Raw genomic sequence first — 15131 nt, forward strand, 5'->3', positions numbered from 1 at the left:
CGATGCAGTTCGGACGCACGTATGAGGAGTTCGAGGTCGGGGCGACGTACAAGCACTGGCCGGGCAAGACGGTCACGGAGTACGACGACCACCTGTTCTGTCTCCTCACCATGAACCACCACCCCCTCCACATGGACACGAACTATGCGGAGAAGACGACGGACTTCGGCAAGAACGTCGTCGTCGGGAACTACATCTACTCGCTGCTGCTCGGCATGAGTGTGCCGGACATCTCCGGCAAGGCCATCGCCAACCTGGAGATCGAGTCGCTCAAGCACGTGGCGCCGACCTTCCACGGCGACACGATCTACGGCCAGACGACCGTGCTGGACAAGTGGCCGTCGAAGTCGAAGAACGACCGCGGGATCGTCTACGTCGAGACCAAGGGCTACAAGCAGGACGGCACGCTGGTCTGCGTGTTCCGCCGCAAGGTCATGGTGCCGACCGAGACGTACATCAAGGAGCGCGGCGGCGAGCAGCCCGGCCGCCCGGACCTGAAGCAGCAGGAGAAGTAAGCCATGGCGCGACTCGCTCAGACCGCCGGTCTCACCGACATCCAGCAGGAGATCCTCTCCACCGTCCGCGACTTCGTGGACAAGGAGATCATCCCGGTCGCCACCGAGCTGGAGCACCGCGACGAGTACCCGCAGCAGATCGTCGACGGCCTCAAGGAGCTGGGCCTGTTCGGCCTGATGATCCCCGAGGAGTACGGCGGCCTGGGCGAGTCCCTCCTGACGTACGCCCTGTGCGTCGAGGAGATCGCCCGCGGCTGGATGTCGGTGTCCGGCATCATCAACACGCACTTCATCGTGGCGTACATGCTCAAGCAGCACGGCACGCAGGAGCAGAAGGAGCACTTCCTGCCGAGGATGGCGGCCGGCGACATCCGCGGCGCCTTCTCGATGTCGGAGCCGGCCTTGGGCTCCGATGTGTCGGCCATCACGTCGAAGGCGGTGAAGGACGGCGAGGAGTACGTCCTGAACGGCCAGAAGATGTGGCTGACGAACGGCGGAACGTCCTCTTTGGTCGCCGTACTCGTCCGTAGTGACGAAGGACACCCCGAGGGCACCGCGCCTCACAAGTCGATGACGACCTTCCTGGTCGAGAAGGAGCCCGGTTTCGGAGAGGTCCGCCCCGGCCTCACCATCCCCGGCAAGATCGACAAGATGGGCTACAAGGGCGTCGACACGACCGAGCTCATCATGGACGGCCTGCGCATTCCGGCCAATCGGGTGCTCGGCGGCGTCACCGGGCGTGGCTTCTACCAGATGATGGACGGCGTCGAGGTCGGTCGCGTGAATGTGGCGGCGCGTGGCTGTGGCGTCGCTCAGCGTGCGTTCGAGCTGGGTGTTCAGTACGCCCAGCAGCGGCACACCTTCGGCAAGCCGATCGCCCAGCACCAGGCGATTCAGTTCAAGCTGGCCGAGATGGGTACCAAGGTCGAGGCCGCCCATGCCATGATGGTGAACGCGGCACGCAAAAAGGACTCCGGGGAACGAAACGACCTTGAGGCTGGGATGGCGAAGTACCTCGCCTCCGAGTACTGCAAGGAGGTCGTGGAGGATGCCTTCCGGATCCACGGCGGCTACGGCTTCTCCAAGGAGTACGAGATCGAGCGCCTCTACCGCGAGGCTCCGATGCTGCTGATCGGTGAAGGTACCGCCGAGATCCAAAAAATGATCATCGGTCGCAGGTTGCTCGAAGAGTATCGCTTCCAGGGCTGATTGTCCGGATACGGGGTGTTTTCTTGGAGAAGAAGATCACACCCCGTCAACACTCTTCGGCCGCCGACTCGGCTTCCTGGCTTGCCCAGTTGTGGCCCGCGACCGGTACCATCCCGGGAAAGCCGCCGTCCCCTGATACCGCGCGGCATCATCCGCTACGAAGGTCATCCATGCCCCACAGCCAAACCTCTGCACCACGCGACAGCCAGGTCGGCGGCGTACGCCTCGCGCGCGGAGCATCGCCGTGGCTTCTCCCGACCGTCGCCACCGCAGCCGTCAGCCTGCTGCGCGCACGCCGCTCCGGCGTCGCCAAGGCCGTCGCCGTGCCCGCCACCGCTCTCGCGGCGGGCATGCTGTGGTTCTTCCGCGACCCCGAGCGCGAGATCGCCCAGGGCCGGGTCATCTCGCCCGCCGACGGTGTGGTGCAGAGCATCATGCCGTGGAAGGACGGCCGCACCCGCGTCGCGATCTTCATGAGCCCGCTGAACGTCCACGTCAACCGTGCGCCGCTCTCCGGCACGGTCAGCTCCGTGGAGCACATCCCGGGCGGGTTCGTTCCGGCGTTCAACAAGGAGAGCGAGAACAACGAGCGGGTGGTCTGGCATTTCGACACCGAGCTCGGTGACATCGAGATGATCCAGATCGCCGGCGCGGTGGCCCGCCGTATCGTCCCTTACATCCCGCAGGGGACGAAGGTCGAGCAGGGCGACCGTATCGGTCTGATCCGCTTCGGCTCGCGTGTCGACATCTACCTGCCCGAGGGCGTGGAGGTCGCGGTCGAGGTCGGGCAGAAGACCGTGGCTGGGGTGACTCGCATTGACCGTGATTGATCCTGAGACCCAGCCGGGCTGGGTGCCCGAGGCCGACGAGGTCGACGAAGAGGAGGAAATGCCTCTTTCTCTGCGCCTGTCGATAGCGGACACCCTGACGCTCGGCAACGCGACGTGCGGCTTCATGGCGGTGTACTTCACCACCACCGGCATCCTGATCCCGCACCTCACCGGTGACCAGGCGACCGGCATGGCCCGCCACAGCGCGGCCACGGCGGTCATCCTGATGCTGTGCGCGGCGGTCTTCGACCTGTTCGACGGCCTGGTCGCGAGGAAGCTCCGCTCCTCCCCCATGGGCGCCGAGCTGGACAACCTCTCCGACCTGATCAGCTTCGGCCTGGCGCCGGCGTACTTCGTGCTGGTCTACGGCATGGTCGCCGACGACGCTCACCAGCGGGTGGCGGCGGTCGGCGCGATCGTGGTTCTGCTGGCGGTGGTGCTGAGACTCGCGCGCTTCTCGTGCGTGACACCGCCGAACGGCATGTTCCAGGGCATGCCCTCGCCGTTCGGCGCGCTGACGGTGGTGTCGATCGTGCTGCTGGAGCTGCCCTTCGTGGCGACGCTGCTGGCGATCCTCGGTACGGCCTGGCTGATGGTGAGCCGCGTCGAGTACCCGAAGCCGCGGGGACGTCTCGCGGTGGCGATGCTCGCCTGGATCGTGGTCAGCATGGGCCTACTCGCCGCCTGGGCCTTCGACGCCCCGAGCGGCCAGCTCCTCCTCCAGACGGGCTGCGCGCTCCAGCTGGTCATGGGCGCGGTGATCCCGCTGTTCGCCACGGCTCGCCGGGTGAACAACTTCCGCGACAACCGGCGGGAGGCGCGGGCGGCCCAGCTGCCCTGACCTTCGCTCCACCGCTGACAGGTGTGGCCCGAGCCTTCCCGGCTCGGGCCACACCTGTTTGCCGTTCAAGGGCGTCGAAGTTTGCCCTTGAGGGGTCAACTACCTCCCGCGGGTGCCCAGTTGCTCGGGGTGAGGAAGGGGAGGACGGTGGAAGGGGAAGATTTCACACCAATTACCCCCCTTTCGACCTCGGGAGCACAAGCATGTCCTCATATGAGCTCAGGGAGCACAAGGTCAAGCTCCTCTCGAAGATCCCGAACTTCACTGGCGAGGTGCAGCTGCCCGTGCGGGAGTACGACGGCACCCCCAACGGTCAGGACCGCAAGCCGGTGCTGATGCTGCACGGACGCAGCGTGCCGGCGCTGGCGGGCTGCGACCTCGCACCGGTGCCCGGCGGCAACCCCCACCGGTACAGCTGGGCACAGGAACTGGCGCAGGCCGGTTTCGACGTCTTCATCATGGACCTCCAGGGCTCCGGACGATCGCCCCGCCCGGGGGTGATGGACGATCCGTACAACACCAACCCGGCCCAGCAGGTACCGGTCCTCGTGGACCACACCATCCCGGCGCCCGGCTCGCCCTCGTACAAGTCCGAGCTGGGCAATTCGGAGAGTGAAGAGGCGGAGCTTGCGGCGGTCGTGACGTTCATCAAGAACGAGGTCGGCCCGGGGAAGCGCGTCCGCTTCGTCGGCTGGTCCGCAGCCTCGTTCATCATGGGCCCCTACACCCTCCAGCACCCCGAGGATGTCGAGAGCCTGTTCCTGCTCGCCCCGATGTTCCCGCCGCGAGGTCGGTGGTCGGGAACGCTGGACAAGCCCTTCGGGCGCCCGCCGGAGGCCGCGACCCTGCCTGTGGGCAAACCGCCCGAGCAGTTCGGCTTCCCGATGCATGTCACCAGCAAGAGCGGATTCAAGAGGTCGTTGACCGGTACTCCCTCCCTGTGGGAGCCCGGAATCGACGAGCTTGCCTGGGCGGCCTGCATGGAGGACGACCCCGTCGCCAGCAAGTGGGGCCACAAGGTGAGTGGCGAGCCCGAGGGCGTCCTGCGCTACCGGAACACCTACTGGTGGGGCTGGAACAGCAAGACGGCACCGCTCAAGGACCCGCAAGGCAAGTACATACTCGGCGAACGGGTGCCCGTACTCATCCTCTACGGGGAACTGGACCGGACGGCCAACAGCCAGCTGCCGATGCCGGACAACCTGCACTTCTCCGTTCCGGACCTCTACGCGGCCATCGGGGGATCCCGGAAGCTGATGTTCTGCTTCGAGGGATCGAGCCACTCCCTGGTCTGGGAGACCACTGCCGAGGCCATCCACCATTACTCGAAGCTGTGGTTCAAGCACGGCAAGGTGGAGGGCCACGACAAGGGCAAGTACTTCAGGGAGCTGGACGGCAATCTGATCGCCCTGGCGTAGCGGATCAGGCCAGGAAGTCCCGGGCGATCCGTTCCGCCGAGTGCTCCAGGATGGGGCCCGCGTCCGCGATGCACTTCGCCACATCCGGTTCGATCTCCGTCAGGGGATAGGCCCGTCGGATCCCGGCCCGGCCCAGCGCCTCGGGTGCCAGGGCCAGGCGACCGCAGACCGCGACGACCTCCTTGTCGGCCGCGCGGGCCGCCGCGGCGACGCCTGCGGGGGCCTTGCCGTGGAGGGTCTGCTCGTCGAGGGAGCCCTCGCCGGTGATCACGAGTGTCGCCCGCTGCAGCGCGGGCGCGAAGCCCAGCACGTCGAGCATGACCTCGATGCCGGGGCGGAAGCGGGCGCCGAGCAGGAGCGCGCCGTAGCCGATGCCGCCCGCGGCTCCCGCGCCGGGCGCGACGGCGTGCTCGGCGGCCCCGGGTCCTGCCGACTCCTCCAGCACCTTCGCGAAGTGCGCGAGCGCGGCGTCAAGCGTCGCCACGTCGTCCGGCGAGGCGCCCTTCTGCGGGCCGTACACGGCCGGGGCGCCCTTCGGGCCGGTCAGCGGGTTGTCGACGTCGCTGGCGAGCACCAGGTCGACGGCCGCGAGCCGCGGGTCGAGGCCCGACAGATCGGCCGTGGCGAGCTCGCCGAGGCCGCCGCCGCCCGGCGGCACGGGCTCGCCGTCCGCATCCAGGAAGCGCGCGCCGAGCGCGGTCAGCATGCCGGCGCCGCCGTCCGTCGTGGCGCTGCCGCCCACTCCGAACACGATCGTGCGGGCACCGGCGTCCAGCGCGGCCCGCAGCAGCTCCCCCGAGCCGTATGTGGACGCCGTGAGCGGCGCGAAGACGCCCGCGGGCAGCCGCTGGAGGCCGCTCGCCTCGGCCATCTCGACGACCGCCCTGTCGCCGCGCAGCGCGAACGCCGCGCTCACCTCGTGCCCGAGGGGCCCGGCGACCCGGACCTCCCGCCGCTCGAAGCCGGCCGCGACGGCCGCGTCCACGGTCCCGTCGCCGCCGTCGGCCACGGGCATGGCCTCCACCTGGAGGTCCGGCACGATCCGGCGCAGACCGGCGGTCACACGCTCGGCGACCTGCACGGCCGTCAGCGACCCCTTGAACTTGTCCGCGGCGATGAGCACGCGCTGTGTCACCTGTTTTCCCCTTGCTCTCTCGGCCTCGCGCACGTCAAGGCCAGTCGCGCCGCTGCGACCTTAACCGGAGGAGGCCCGTGACGTCATGCCCTGCCCGGAGCCTGAGAAGGCCCTGCGCGGCCGCTGTGCGGACCGGCCGGGCCCCCGAGCGGACGCCCCCGGAATTGGGTAAACCGGTTCTATGACCCCTGTGGGCACTGAGCCAGAGCTCGCCGACCGCGTCCTCGGAGGCTGGCTGGGCCGGATCGCGGGCAACATGCTCGGCAAGCCGGTCGAGCAGGGCGACCTGTGGACGCGGGACCGTATCGACCGGTATCTGCGGCAGGCCGCGGCCCTCCCCCTCACCGACTATCTCCCCGAGCCGCCCAGCGAGGCCGACGGCTTCGAGCTGCGCCCGGAGTGGCGCCAGTGCGTACGCGGCCGGATCCACGGCAGCTGTCGGGACGACGACGTCGATTACGCGATCCTCGGCCTCGACCTGCTGGAGACCCACGGCTTCGGCTTCAGCACCGAGCAGGTCGGGGACCTGTGGCTGCTGCGGCTGCCGTATCTGCAGACCTTCACGGCGGAGCGGGCGGCGTACCGCAACCTCGCGAACGGGCTGAAACCGCCGATCACAGCGACGTACGACAACCCGTACCAGGAGTGGATCGGCGCGCTCATCCGGGCCGACATCTACGGCTGGACCTGCCCCGGCGTGCCACGGCGCGCGGCCTCGCTGGCGCGGCGGGACGCGGTGCTGTCGCACACCGGCAACGGAGTGTACGGCGCGATGTGGGCGGCGGCGCTGATCGCGGCGGCGTTCACGGCGTCCACGATCCGGGAGGCAATCGACCAGGCGCTCGCGGTGATTCCGGCGAGTTGTCGCCTCGCGCGGACCGTGCGCCGGGTCGTCTCGCTCCATGACACCCGGATGACCTGGGAGGACACGCTCACCACGGTCGCCGAGGAGACCGCCGGGCTCGGCTGGATCCACACCGTCCCTAACGCCGCCGTGCTCACCGCCGGGCTGCTGTACGGCGACGGCGACTTCACCCGCAGCATCACCCTCACCGTCCGCGGCGGTCTGGACACCGACTCCAACGGGGCGACGGCCGGTTCGGTGGCGGGGGTGCTGACCGGGGCGGAGGCGATCCCGGAGCAGTGGACCGAGCCGCTCGAGGACACGGTGCACAGTGCGGTGTTCGGGTTCGACGGGGCACGGATCAGCGAGCTGGCGGAGCGGACGGTGCGGCTGGCGGAGGCGGAGGCGGAGGAGCAATAGGCCGGCGGGAGTGGTGGCCGGGTCCTCTCCGGGAGCCCCGGTCCGCTCCAAGGGCCCCCGGTCCGTTCCAGGGGCCGGTCCGCTCCGCAGGGTGCGGCTCTGGGCCGAGGGCGTGGTTGCGCGGGCTGGCTACGCTTCCTCCATGACCACCACCCAGGACTTCGCCACGTACATCGCGGGGCTCCCGCGTGTCCTCGCCGGTGCCGCCGCCCTGTTCCGGGACGCCGAGGGCCGGGTGCTGCTCGTGGAGCCCAACTACCGTGAGGGCTGGGCGCTTCCGGGCGGCACGGTCGAGTCCGACGACGGCGAGACACCCCGGCAGGGCGCGCGCCGGGAGACGGCCGAGGAGATCGGCCTGGACCGGAACCTGGGCGCGCTGCTCGCGGTGGACTGGGTGCACGGGGCGGGACGGCCGCCGCTGGTGGCCTATCTGTACGACGGCGGGGTCCTCGGCGAGGACGACCTCAAGGCGATCCGGTTGCAGGAGTCGGAGCTGCTGTCCTGGCGGCTGGTCGCGCGCGAGGAGCTCACGGCACATCTGCCGGGCGCACTCGGCCGGCGCGTGCTTGCCGCGCTGGACGTCCTGGCGGACGGCGGCGGGACGGTGGAGCTGGAGAACGGGCACCGGGTGAACTCAGGCGCTGTGTGAACTCAGGCCTGTGAACTCAGGCGCCCTGTGAGTCCGGTTGGGTGCGCCGGGAATTCCCGCGCCCCCTGGTGTTTCCGGAAACGGACGGGAATGGCCGAAAGAAGTCGGGGAATCGCGGCTTCAACGGGCCGCGCACCCATCATGAATCGACTCCCTTGACGCCTGCGCGGCGGGGTCTAATATGGCCGTCACTGACTGACGAAGAGCGTTCCGATATCTCGGAACGCACGGAGGCGGCGGACGGATCACGGCAAATGGCGTGCACCGGTCTTCGCCGTGCCTCGCTCGTATCTCCGCTCCGGTCGGAGCATTTCGACACACGCCCCGGGAGGCGTTGTGACGTCATCGGACATGGAAGTCCAGGAAAAGCAGCGGATCGCTGACTCCCTTTCGTTCATCGACACCCTGGAACTCACCGTCCCCGAACTGCGCTATGTCCCGCCGGGAATGGCGCTCCAGGAAGAGGAATCGGCGGCCGTGGTGGCCGGCAGCGTCGTCGCCTTCACCGACGGGCTGAACGGCCGGCAGAAATCCGATGTCCTCAACTCCACGCTGCTGGCGCAGCTCGCCGCGAACAAGAAGTTCGACCGCGACGAGGACCCGATCAACTGGTACAAGTTCTATCGCTCGGTGCTGGAACAGGTCGGCTGGGTCGTGCCGTCCTTCTCGTTCGCCCGGCTGTCGGTGGCCGGTTCCCGGTTCACCGTGGACCGCGCGGTGATCGCCCTGCTCCAGGCCATCGCGACGCCCGGTGAGGTCGGCGTGGCCAGGGCCGCCATCGAGGCCCTGCGCAAGCTGCCGGAGCGCGACCGCCGGGTCGTGCTGTTCGAGAGCAACGCGCACAGTGACACCCTCGGCAACTTCCAGATCTCGGCCTGCGGCGTCTCGCAGGGCGACACCGTGGTGATGAAGATCGGCGCCTTCCACTTCAGGACCACGGAGCGCGTCACCCGCGTGCTGTTCTTCAGCTTCCCGCGGTCGAGCACCCAGATGCAGCAGGCCCGCCAGACGCTGACGCTCAACGAGGACGTGTACGAGCAGGTCCGCGAGGCCGTCATCAGGAAGCTCGGCGACGCCGCGAACCGCTCCATCGACGAGCTGGAGATCTAGCGCCGACCGCGCCGGGAGGGCCGAGATGAACCACTCCGAGCACTCGGGCGACGTGCGTGCCGACGGGGTCGTCGACGCCGGCAGCCTGGTCGTCCTCACGGCGGCCGTGTCCGAGGAACATCGCGCAGACGTCCTTCACTCGGTCCTTCTGGCGCAGCTCGTGGCCGACCGTAAGCACGACCGGCACATGGATGCCGCATCCTGGTATCCGGTGTACGGGGAAACCCTTGAAAAAATCGGCTGGGTCGTCGAGGAAAGTTCCGGATTCGATGTCTACAGGTCGCGCGGAAACCCGTCTCCGGTGGAGACCGTGGTCCTGGACACGCTCGGCCCGGTATCCGACGAGAAAAGCCGGGAACTGGTCACCGTGCAGTGGACATCACTGGCGGCCCTGGCGGACGACGATCCGGCCGCCGTGGTATTCGAGGAGCACGGGAAGACCCGTACCGCGGGGAATTTCCAGGTGCTTCTCGTGAGCGACACGGTGGGCGGTGTCGTCGTACGACTCGGGCGTTTCCGTTTCCGCTCCGACCGGGAAGTCCCGGCTCTCAGGAAAGCCAGGTTATCAACACGTAGCACGGTCCAGCGCGGCAGCCAGGTACTGCATCTCAATGAGCAGGTGTACGCACCGCTGCGCGACGACATCACCGCGAAACTCGGCTCACGGGTGGACGCTTTCGTCCGGCCGGTCCATGTACAGGGGGAAGCATGCGCGTAATCGTTCAGATGCGGCCCGAGCGCGACGTCGTCGCGGCCGTCGTCGATCCCGGGACACCCACCCCACCGGCCGCCGAGGTGGCGGGCGAGGTGCCCGGGCTGGCCCTGGATCCGGCGTTCGCACCGGTCCCGGTGCCCAGGCCGCGGCCCGCGGAGCCCGGCGGTGATCCGCTGTCGCTGGACCAGCCACTGGTGTTCTCCCTGGCCCCGGAGGACGCGAGCGTGCTGGTCCGCGGCGAGATCCAGGACCGCGACCTGGCGGACCGGCTGGCCCTCCTCGCCACGGCACGGCCCGACATCGTGGGCATCTCCGCCGACCCCGTGATCGCGACGAACCCGGTCTGCGCCGGCACTCCCGCCGTGGGCGACTGGACCGACGTCCGCCGCGCCGTCACCGACCCGCTCGCCGAGGAGGGGCTCGACGGACGGGGCGTCGCACTCGCCGTCGTCGACACCGGCATCAACACCGACCACGTCGGCCGCGCGCTCGGCGGCGGACACGTCTCTCTGAAGGATGAGCTCAGCTGGAAACCCGGCGGGGTCGACGGCGACTTCGGGCGGTTCCCGGTGGACCACGGCACCATGTGCGCCTTCGACGCGCTGATCGTCGCCGAGCGGGCGGACCTGCTGGATGTGCCGGTGCTGCTGTCCCGGCGGCCGGGCGCCACGGCCCTGGAGGGCCTGCTGTCCGACGCGGTGGCCGCGTTCGCGCACCTGCGGTCACTGCTGGACGCCGTTCCGCGCAGGGAACGGCAAGCACTCGTCGTCAGCAACAGCTGGGGCTCCTTCAGCCCGGCCTGGGACTTCCCGCCCGGACATCCGGGCAACTACTCCGACAACCGCGCCCATCCCTTCAACCTGGCGGTGTCCGCGCTGGAGGAGGCCGGCGCCGACATCCTGTTCGCCGCCGGGAACTGCGGACGCGACTGCCCCGACGGCCGGTGCGCCTTCCCGAACCGGCCCATCACCGGGGCCAACTCGCACCCCCGGGTGCTCTCGGTGGCCGGCGTCGACGTGCAGGGCAGGCGGGTCGGCTATTCCTCCCAGGGCCCCGGCAGGCTCGCCTCCCGCAAGCCCGACCTGGCCACCTGCACCCACTTCGCCGGCTCGGCGGCGTTCGGCGCGGGCAGCCCCGACTCGGGGACGTCGGCCGCCTGCCCCGTCGCGGCGGGCGTCGTCGCGGCGGTGCGCACCCGGTTGACGCCCCGGCAGCTCTCCCCCGCCGGGATGCGCACCCTGCTGCGGCGTACCGCCAACGACGCGGGAGTGGCCGGCTTCGACCACGACCACGGATACGGCATCCTCGACAGCGCGTCGATCGTGGACGCGCTGCGCCGGCGCGCCAAGAACGGCGTCCGCGCCTAGGGTTCCGTCGGACAGTCCTCAGGGAGGCCCGTGCCCGCCGAGAACCCCACCGTCCTCGTCAGCGTGACGCTCTGGCCAGGCGCCACGCTGCGGGACGCCGTGCGCCGGCTGCGGCTGGCGGACGACGAGGTGGACATGGCGTACGGCCTGGTCGGTGTCGATCCGGCGCGCCATCTCTACGCCCTGCTGGTCACACCGAGCGCCGGGGAACGGATCAGGGGAACGTCCGGGGCCGGCGGCCCGTACGCCGATCCCCGCATCGAGCCGTTCGGCCCGCCGGAACCCGGCGACGACAAGGACTGAAGAGGCGGGCGGACAGGCGGTCACCGCGGCCCGGAAATCCGTTCGCCGCCGTCACCGCCCCGTCCTACCCTCGGGGACATGACCAAGCCGCCCCTCGTCGCCCTGCTCAGCGGCGCCGGTATCAGCACGGACTCCGGGATCCCCGACTACCGCGGGCCGAACGGACTGTGGCGCCGTGACCCGGAGGCCGAGAAGCTCGTGACGTACGAGTACTACATGGGCGATCCGGAGATCCGGCGCCGCTCGTGGCAGATGCGGCGCGAGAACCGCACGCTGGAGGTGGAGCCGAACGCCGCGCACCGGGCGGTGGCCGAGCTGGAGCGTTCCGGGGTGCCGGTGCGGGTGATCACGCAGAACGTCGACGGGCTGCACCAGCTCGCCGGAATGCCCGCCCGTAAGGTGCTCGAACTGCACGGCAGCGCACGGAGCGTGGTGTGCACGAAGTGCCATGCGCGCGGGTCGATGGAGGACGCCCTGGCCCGGGTCGACGCCGGCGAGGCGGATCCGCCGTGCCTGGAGTGCGGCGGGATCCTGAAGTCGGCGACGGTCATGTTCGGCGAGCGGCTGGACCCGTCCGTGCTCGGTCAGGCGGCCGCGATCACCAAGGCCTGCCAGGTGTTCATCGCCGTAGGCAGCAGCCTCCAGGTGCAGCCCGCGGCCGGCCTCGCGGGCGTCGCCGCCGACCACGGCGCCCGGCTCGTCATCGTCAACGCCGAGCCGACACCGTACGACGACCGCGCCGACGAGGTGATCCGCGAACCGATCGGCACCGCGCTGCCGAAGCTGCTGCAGGGGCTGGGCGTGGCCGGCAACCAGGTGGACCGGCCCGCGGGGCTGCACAACGGCTAGGGGCGGATCCCGTCGCAGCCGATGTGCAGCTGCCGCGGTCCGCGCAGCACCGCGTTCTGCCGGTACGGCGGCGGGTCCTGCAGCAGTCGTGGGTTCTCCAGCCTCCGGGCCAGCTCCGACAGGGCGAACTGGGCCTCCAGCCGGGCGAGCGGTGCGCCGAAGCAGCTGTGGATGCCGCTGCCGAGGCCCAGGTGCTGGATGTCGGGGCGGTCCGGGTCGAAGCGGTCGGGGTCCGCGAAGCGCTCGGGGTCGCGGTTGCCGGACGCCAGGACCAGCCAGAGTCCGGAGCCCTTGGGGACGGTGACCCCGCGAACGTCGATGTCGGCGAGGGTGACGCGCTGCGGCAGCAGTTGCACCGGCGGCTCGAAGCGCAGCAGTTCCTCGACGACGGGCACCGCCAGCCGAGGTTCGGCACGCAGTCGCCGCAGGACGTCGGGGTTGCGCAGCAGCGTCAGCATTCCGTTGGTGATGAGGTTGACGGTGGTCTCATGCCCGGCGATCAGCAGCAGGGCCGCGGTGCTGAGCAGTTCCATCGTGGTCATCGGGCCGTCCTCGCCCTCGGCCGTGGCCAGTTGGGAGAGCATGTCCTCGCCCGGGTTCCTGCGGCGCTCCTCGATCAGGCCGGCCAGGTACATGCCCAGCTGCATCCGGGCGTCGTGCGCGTCCTTGCCCCGCTCGCCGGGGTCGGCGTCCGGGTCGGGGTCCAGGCTCGCGGCGAGGGTGTCCGCCCAGACGTGGAAGCGCGCCTCGTCCTCGCGCGGCACTCCGAGCAGCCGGCAGATCACGGTCACCGGGAACGGGTACGAGAACTGTTCCACCAGGTCGATCCGGCCCGGGTCGCCGATGCCGTCGATGAGGCCGGTGACGATGTCGTGGAGCTCGGGCCGCATGCCGTCGATGCGGCGGGGCGAGTGCGGCGGGCCGAAGGGGCGGTTCGTCATACGGCGCAGCCGGTCGTGCTCCGGCGGGTCGAGCTTCAGAAAGCCCGGCGGCAGGGCACCCTCCCCCTGGGGCGCCTCGGGCAGCGGGTCGGCGGTGTGCGAGGCCGGGGTGCGGGTGTCGGAGCTGATCCGGGGATCGTGCAGCAGGCCGCGGATCTCGTAGTAGGTGCTGATCACGTACGGCCCGTCGTCCTCGTGGTGGACCGGCGTCCTGCGCAGCTCCTCGTAGAGCGGATACGGATCGGCCCGGTTGGCGTGGTCCAGGATCCGGTGCAGCAGGGATGGCGTCATGGCAGGTCCTCGGGGCCGTGCGGGTCAGTGCGCGGGGACGAACGTCGGCCGGCGGTCGGCCGGTGAGTAGCCGCTGAGGGTCACGGTGGGGCCGTGGGTGGGGACCGAGGGGTCGGGGAAGTCCGCGTCGACAGGCCGCTGTCCGCCGGAGCGCCGGTCGACCGTGGCGAACGGCGGCGGGAACGGCGCGGTGGTCTCGATCAGCTCCTGGTAGAACGGCAGCCATCGGCCGTGGTCGAACGAGACGGCGCCGATGACGCGCCCCTGGTACCCGTACACGCCGACGAAGCGGCGGCTTTCCAAGGAGCCCTGGGAGATGAGGATCTCCGTCCCCATCGACGGCACCCCGACCGACTTGATGTTGACGCCGAACTGCGCGGACCAGAAGGACGGCACCTCCATGTGCGGCACGCGTTCGGTGCTGTCGCTCAGCATGTTGTGCGCCGCGATCCGGGCCTGGGCGACGGCGTTGCCCCAGTGCTCCAGGGCCAGGAACTGGTAGCCGAACAGGGGGTGCGGGCAGCGGGCGACATCGCCGGCGGCGTAGATGTCGTCGGTGACGATCCCGCGGATGTCGAAGGCCCGGCAGCCGGCGTCGCAGGCGATGCCCCGGGGTCCGGCGCCGAGTCCGGACCCGGCGAGCCACTCGGTGTTGCGGGTGGCTCCGAGCGAGACGATGACGACGTCGGTCTCGACGGTGGAGCCGTCGGACAGCCGCGCGGCGCGCACCCGCCCCGAGGCGTCGCCCTCCAGGGCGGTCACCATGACCCCGCACCGCAGGTCCACGCCGTGTTCGCGCTGCATGTCGGCGGCGACGGCGCCGACCACGCCGCCGAGCGCGCCGACCAGGGGGGCCGCGCCGCGTTCGACGACGGTGACGGGGAAGCCGCGTTCGCGGCACGCGGAGGCGATCTCCGAGCCGGTGAACCCGGCCCCGATGACGAGGACCCGCCCGGGTCCGGCGTCGAGGCGGCGGGCGAGTGCCGCGCTCTCGTCGCGGCCCCGCAGCACGAAGACGCCGTCGAGTTCCCCCTCGGCCGCGTGCGGCCAGGGTCGTGCCCGCACCCCGGTGGCGATCAGCAGCCGGTCGTACGGCACTTCGTCGCCGTCGGCCAGCCGTACCTGCCGGGCGGCCGGGTCCAGGCCGCTCGCCGCGACGCCGAGCCGCCAGGTGGCGTCCACGGCCCGGAGCCTGGGCAGTGCGGTGCGCTCCGCGGCGGCCTTGCCCAGCAGCACCTGTTTGGACAGCGGAGGCCGGTCGTACGGTTCGTGGGGCTCGTCGCCGATCATGGTCAGTGACCCTGTGAAGCCCTCGGCGCGCAGGGCCTCGGCGGCCCGCAGCCCGGCCAGGGACGCGCCTACGACGACGATGCGGCCCTCGCTCCTGAGCCGCTCGAGGGGGCCGTCACCGAGCACCGGACACCGCCTCCGCCGGGACGTCGACCGCGTCGACGAGGATCGCCCGGACGGGGCAGGCCGCGACGGCCCGGTCCAGGCTCTCGCGCTGCTCTTCGTCGACCTGCGGGTCGTACAGCAGGGCCTCCTCGCCGTGCATGGTGAAGACCTCGGGGGCGAGGAACGCACACTGCGCGTACCCCTGACAGCGGTTCAGATCGACGGCAATCCTGACCACGGGTTCGGTCCTCTCCAACGGCCCGGCCAACCCTTCTGCGACCACTCTCCGCGCCCGGACG

General features: G+C 70.3%; 16 protein-coding genes. 12 read left to right on the forward strand and 4 right to left on the reverse strand.

All coding sequences use genetic code 11. The annotated features are described in order from the left end of the window. Positions 1–2 precede the first annotated feature (2 nt). The 5 genes from ACFPQ9_RS04850 to ACFPQ9_RS04870 all read left to right on the forward strand — a co-directional run bounded on the left by ACFPQ9_RS04850 (position 3) and on the right by ACFPQ9_RS04870 (position 4813). Entirely contained in the window at positions 3–515 is a 513-nt protein-coding gene (locus ACFPQ9_RS04850) for a MaoC family dehydratase (protein ID WP_380847005.1), read from the forward strand. 3 nt (positions 516–518) lie between these two features. Then, the gene (locus tag ACFPQ9_RS04855; protein ID WP_380847008.1) at positions 519–1724 is read left to right on the forward strand and encodes an acyl-CoA dehydrogenase family protein; all 1206 of its coding nucleotides are present in this window, start codon (positions 519–521) and stop codon (positions 1722–1724) included. A gap of 170 nt (positions 1725–1894) precedes the next feature. Next, entirely contained in the window at positions 1895–2554 is a 660-nt protein-coding gene (locus tag ACFPQ9_RS04860) for a phosphatidylserine decarboxylase (RefSeq protein ID WP_380847011.1), read from the forward strand. A gap of 22 nt (positions 2555–2576) precedes the next feature. After that, a complete protein-coding gene (gene pssA / locus ACFPQ9_RS04865; protein ID WP_380848423.1) occupies positions 2577–3395 on the forward strand; it encodes a CDP-diacylglycerol--serine O-phosphatidyltransferase in 819 nt (272 codons plus the stop codon). A gap of 203 nt (positions 3396–3598) precedes the next feature. Beyond that, entirely contained in the window at positions 3599–4813 is a 1215-nt protein-coding gene (locus tag ACFPQ9_RS04870) for an alpha/beta hydrolase (RefSeq protein ID WP_380847014.1), read from the forward strand. A gap of 4 nt (positions 4814–4817) precedes the next feature. Here ACFPQ9_RS04870 and ACFPQ9_RS04875 read toward each other — a convergent pair whose 3' ends face one another. After that, positions 4818–5948 carry a glycerate kinase gene (locus ACFPQ9_RS04875; RefSeq protein ID WP_380847017.1) on the reverse strand — a complete coding sequence of 377 codons (1131 nt, stop codon included), beginning with the start codon at positions 5946–5948 and terminating at the stop codon, positions 4818–4820. Between the two features lie 181 nt (positions 5949–6129). On the opposite strand from ACFPQ9_RS04875, the gene ACFPQ9_RS04880 reads away from it, so the two are divergent. The 7 genes from ACFPQ9_RS04880 (at position 6130) to ACFPQ9_RS04910 (ending at position 12205) form a co-directional block, all read left to right on the forward strand. Beyond that, a complete protein-coding gene (locus ACFPQ9_RS04880; RefSeq protein WP_380847020.1) occupies positions 6130–7212 on the forward strand; it encodes an ADP-ribosylglycohydrolase family protein in 1083 nt (360 codons plus the stop codon). Between the two features lie 142 nt (positions 7213–7354). Continuing rightward, a complete protein-coding gene (locus ACFPQ9_RS04885; protein ID WP_380847023.1) occupies positions 7355–7861 on the forward strand; it encodes an NUDIX domain-containing protein in 507 nt (168 codons plus the stop codon). Between the two features lie 351 nt (positions 7862–8212). Continuing rightward, positions 8213–8971 (forward strand): hypothetical protein, encoded by a 759-nt coding sequence (locus ACFPQ9_RS04890; RefSeq protein WP_380847026.1) that lies wholly within the window; start codon positions 8213–8215, stop codon positions 8969–8971. A gap of 52 nt (positions 8972–9023) precedes the next feature. Further along, a complete protein-coding gene (locus tag ACFPQ9_RS04895) occupies positions 9024–9689 on the forward strand; it encodes a hypothetical protein (protein ID WP_380847029.1) in 666 nt (221 codons plus the stop codon). Continuing rightward, positions 9680–11053 (forward strand): S8 family serine peptidase, encoded by a 1374-nt coding sequence (locus ACFPQ9_RS04900; protein WP_380847032.1) that lies wholly within the window; start codon positions 9680–9682, stop codon positions 11051–11053. The genes ACFPQ9_RS04895 and ACFPQ9_RS04900 overlap by 10 nt, the downstream gene beginning before the upstream one ends. 30 nt (positions 11054–11083) lie before the next feature. Beyond that, positions 11084–11356: a hypothetical protein gene (locus tag ACFPQ9_RS04905; RefSeq protein ID WP_380847035.1), complete on the forward strand. Its 273-nt coding sequence runs from the start codon at positions 11084–11086 to the stop codon at positions 11354–11356. 78 nt (positions 11357–11434) lie between these two features. Further along, positions 11435–12205, forward strand: coding sequence for an SIR2 family NAD-dependent protein deacylase (locus tag ACFPQ9_RS04910; protein WP_380847038.1), 771 nt, complete (start codon positions 11435–11437; stop codon positions 12203–12205). On the opposite strand, the gene ACFPQ9_RS04915 is transcribed toward ACFPQ9_RS04910, so the two are convergent. From ACFPQ9_RS04915 to ACFPQ9_RS04925, 3 genes are read right to left on the reverse strand one after another with little or no spacing between them, the layout of a single operon-like run. Continuing rightward, positions 12202–13437 (reverse strand): cytochrome P450, encoded by a 1236-nt coding sequence (locus tag ACFPQ9_RS04915; protein WP_380847041.1) that lies wholly within the window; start codon positions 13435–13437, stop codon positions 12202–12204. The two genes, ACFPQ9_RS04910 and ACFPQ9_RS04915, sit on opposite strands and share 4 nt — an antisense overlap. Positions 13438–13461: 24 nt before the next feature. Next, on the reverse strand, positions 13462–14853 hold the full coding sequence (locus ACFPQ9_RS04920; protein WP_380847044.1) for an NAD(P)/FAD-dependent oxidoreductase: 1392 nt from the start codon (positions 14851–14853) through the stop codon (positions 13462–13464). After that, a complete protein-coding gene (locus ACFPQ9_RS04925; protein ID WP_380847047.1) occupies positions 14843–15070 on the reverse strand; it encodes a ferredoxin in 228 nt (75 codons plus the stop codon). The genes ACFPQ9_RS04920 and ACFPQ9_RS04925 overlap by 11 nt, the downstream gene beginning before the upstream one ends. Positions 15071–15131: the final 61 nt, after the last annotated feature.

The organism is Streptomyces coerulescens (assembly GCF_042657965.1).
In the GTDB taxonomy this organism is placed as follows: Bacteria; Actinomycetota; Actinomycetes; order Streptomycetales; family Streptomycetaceae; genus Streptomyces; species Streptomyces coerulescens.

Bases quoted from the DNA above. Each gene is read 5' to 3' on its own strand.
- ACFPQ9_RS04850 (WP_380847005.1), top strand. From the start codon at position 3: ATGCAGTTCGGACGCACGTATGAGGAGTTCGAGGTCGGGGCGACGTAC.
- ACFPQ9_RS04855 (WP_380847008.1), top strand. From the start codon at position 519: ATGGCGCGACTCGCTCAGACCGCCGGTCTCACCGACATCCAGCAGGAG.
- ACFPQ9_RS04860 (WP_380847011.1), top strand. From the start codon at position 1,895: ATGCCCCACAGCCAAACCTCTGCACCACGCGACAGCCAGGTCGGCGGC.
- ACFPQ9_RS04870 (WP_380847014.1), top strand. From the start codon at position 3,599: ATGTCCTCATATGAGCTCAGGGAGCACAAGGTCAAGCTCCTCTCGAAG.
- ACFPQ9_RS04880 (WP_380847020.1), top strand. From the start codon at position 6,130: ATGACCCCTGTGGGCACTGAGCCAGAGCTCGCCGACCGCGTCCTCGGA.
- ACFPQ9_RS04885 (WP_380847023.1), top strand. From the start codon at position 7,355: ATGACCACCACCCAGGACTTCGCCACGTACATCGCGGGGCTCCCGCGT.
- ACFPQ9_RS04890 (WP_380847026.1), top strand. From the start codon at position 8,213: ATGGAAGTCCAGGAAAAGCAGCGGATCGCTGACTCCCTTTCGTTCATC.
- ACFPQ9_RS04900 (WP_380847032.1), top strand. From the start codon at position 9,680: ATGCGCGTAATCGTTCAGATGCGGCCCGAGCGCGACGTCGTCGCGGCC.
- ACFPQ9_RS04910 (WP_380847038.1), top strand. From the start codon at position 11,435: ATGACCAAGCCGCCCCTCGTCGCCCTGCTCAGCGGCGCCGGTATCAGC.
- ACFPQ9_RS04915 (WP_380847041.1), bottom strand. From the start codon at position 13,437: ATGACGCCATCCCTGCTGCACCGGATCCTGGACCACGCCAACCGGGCC.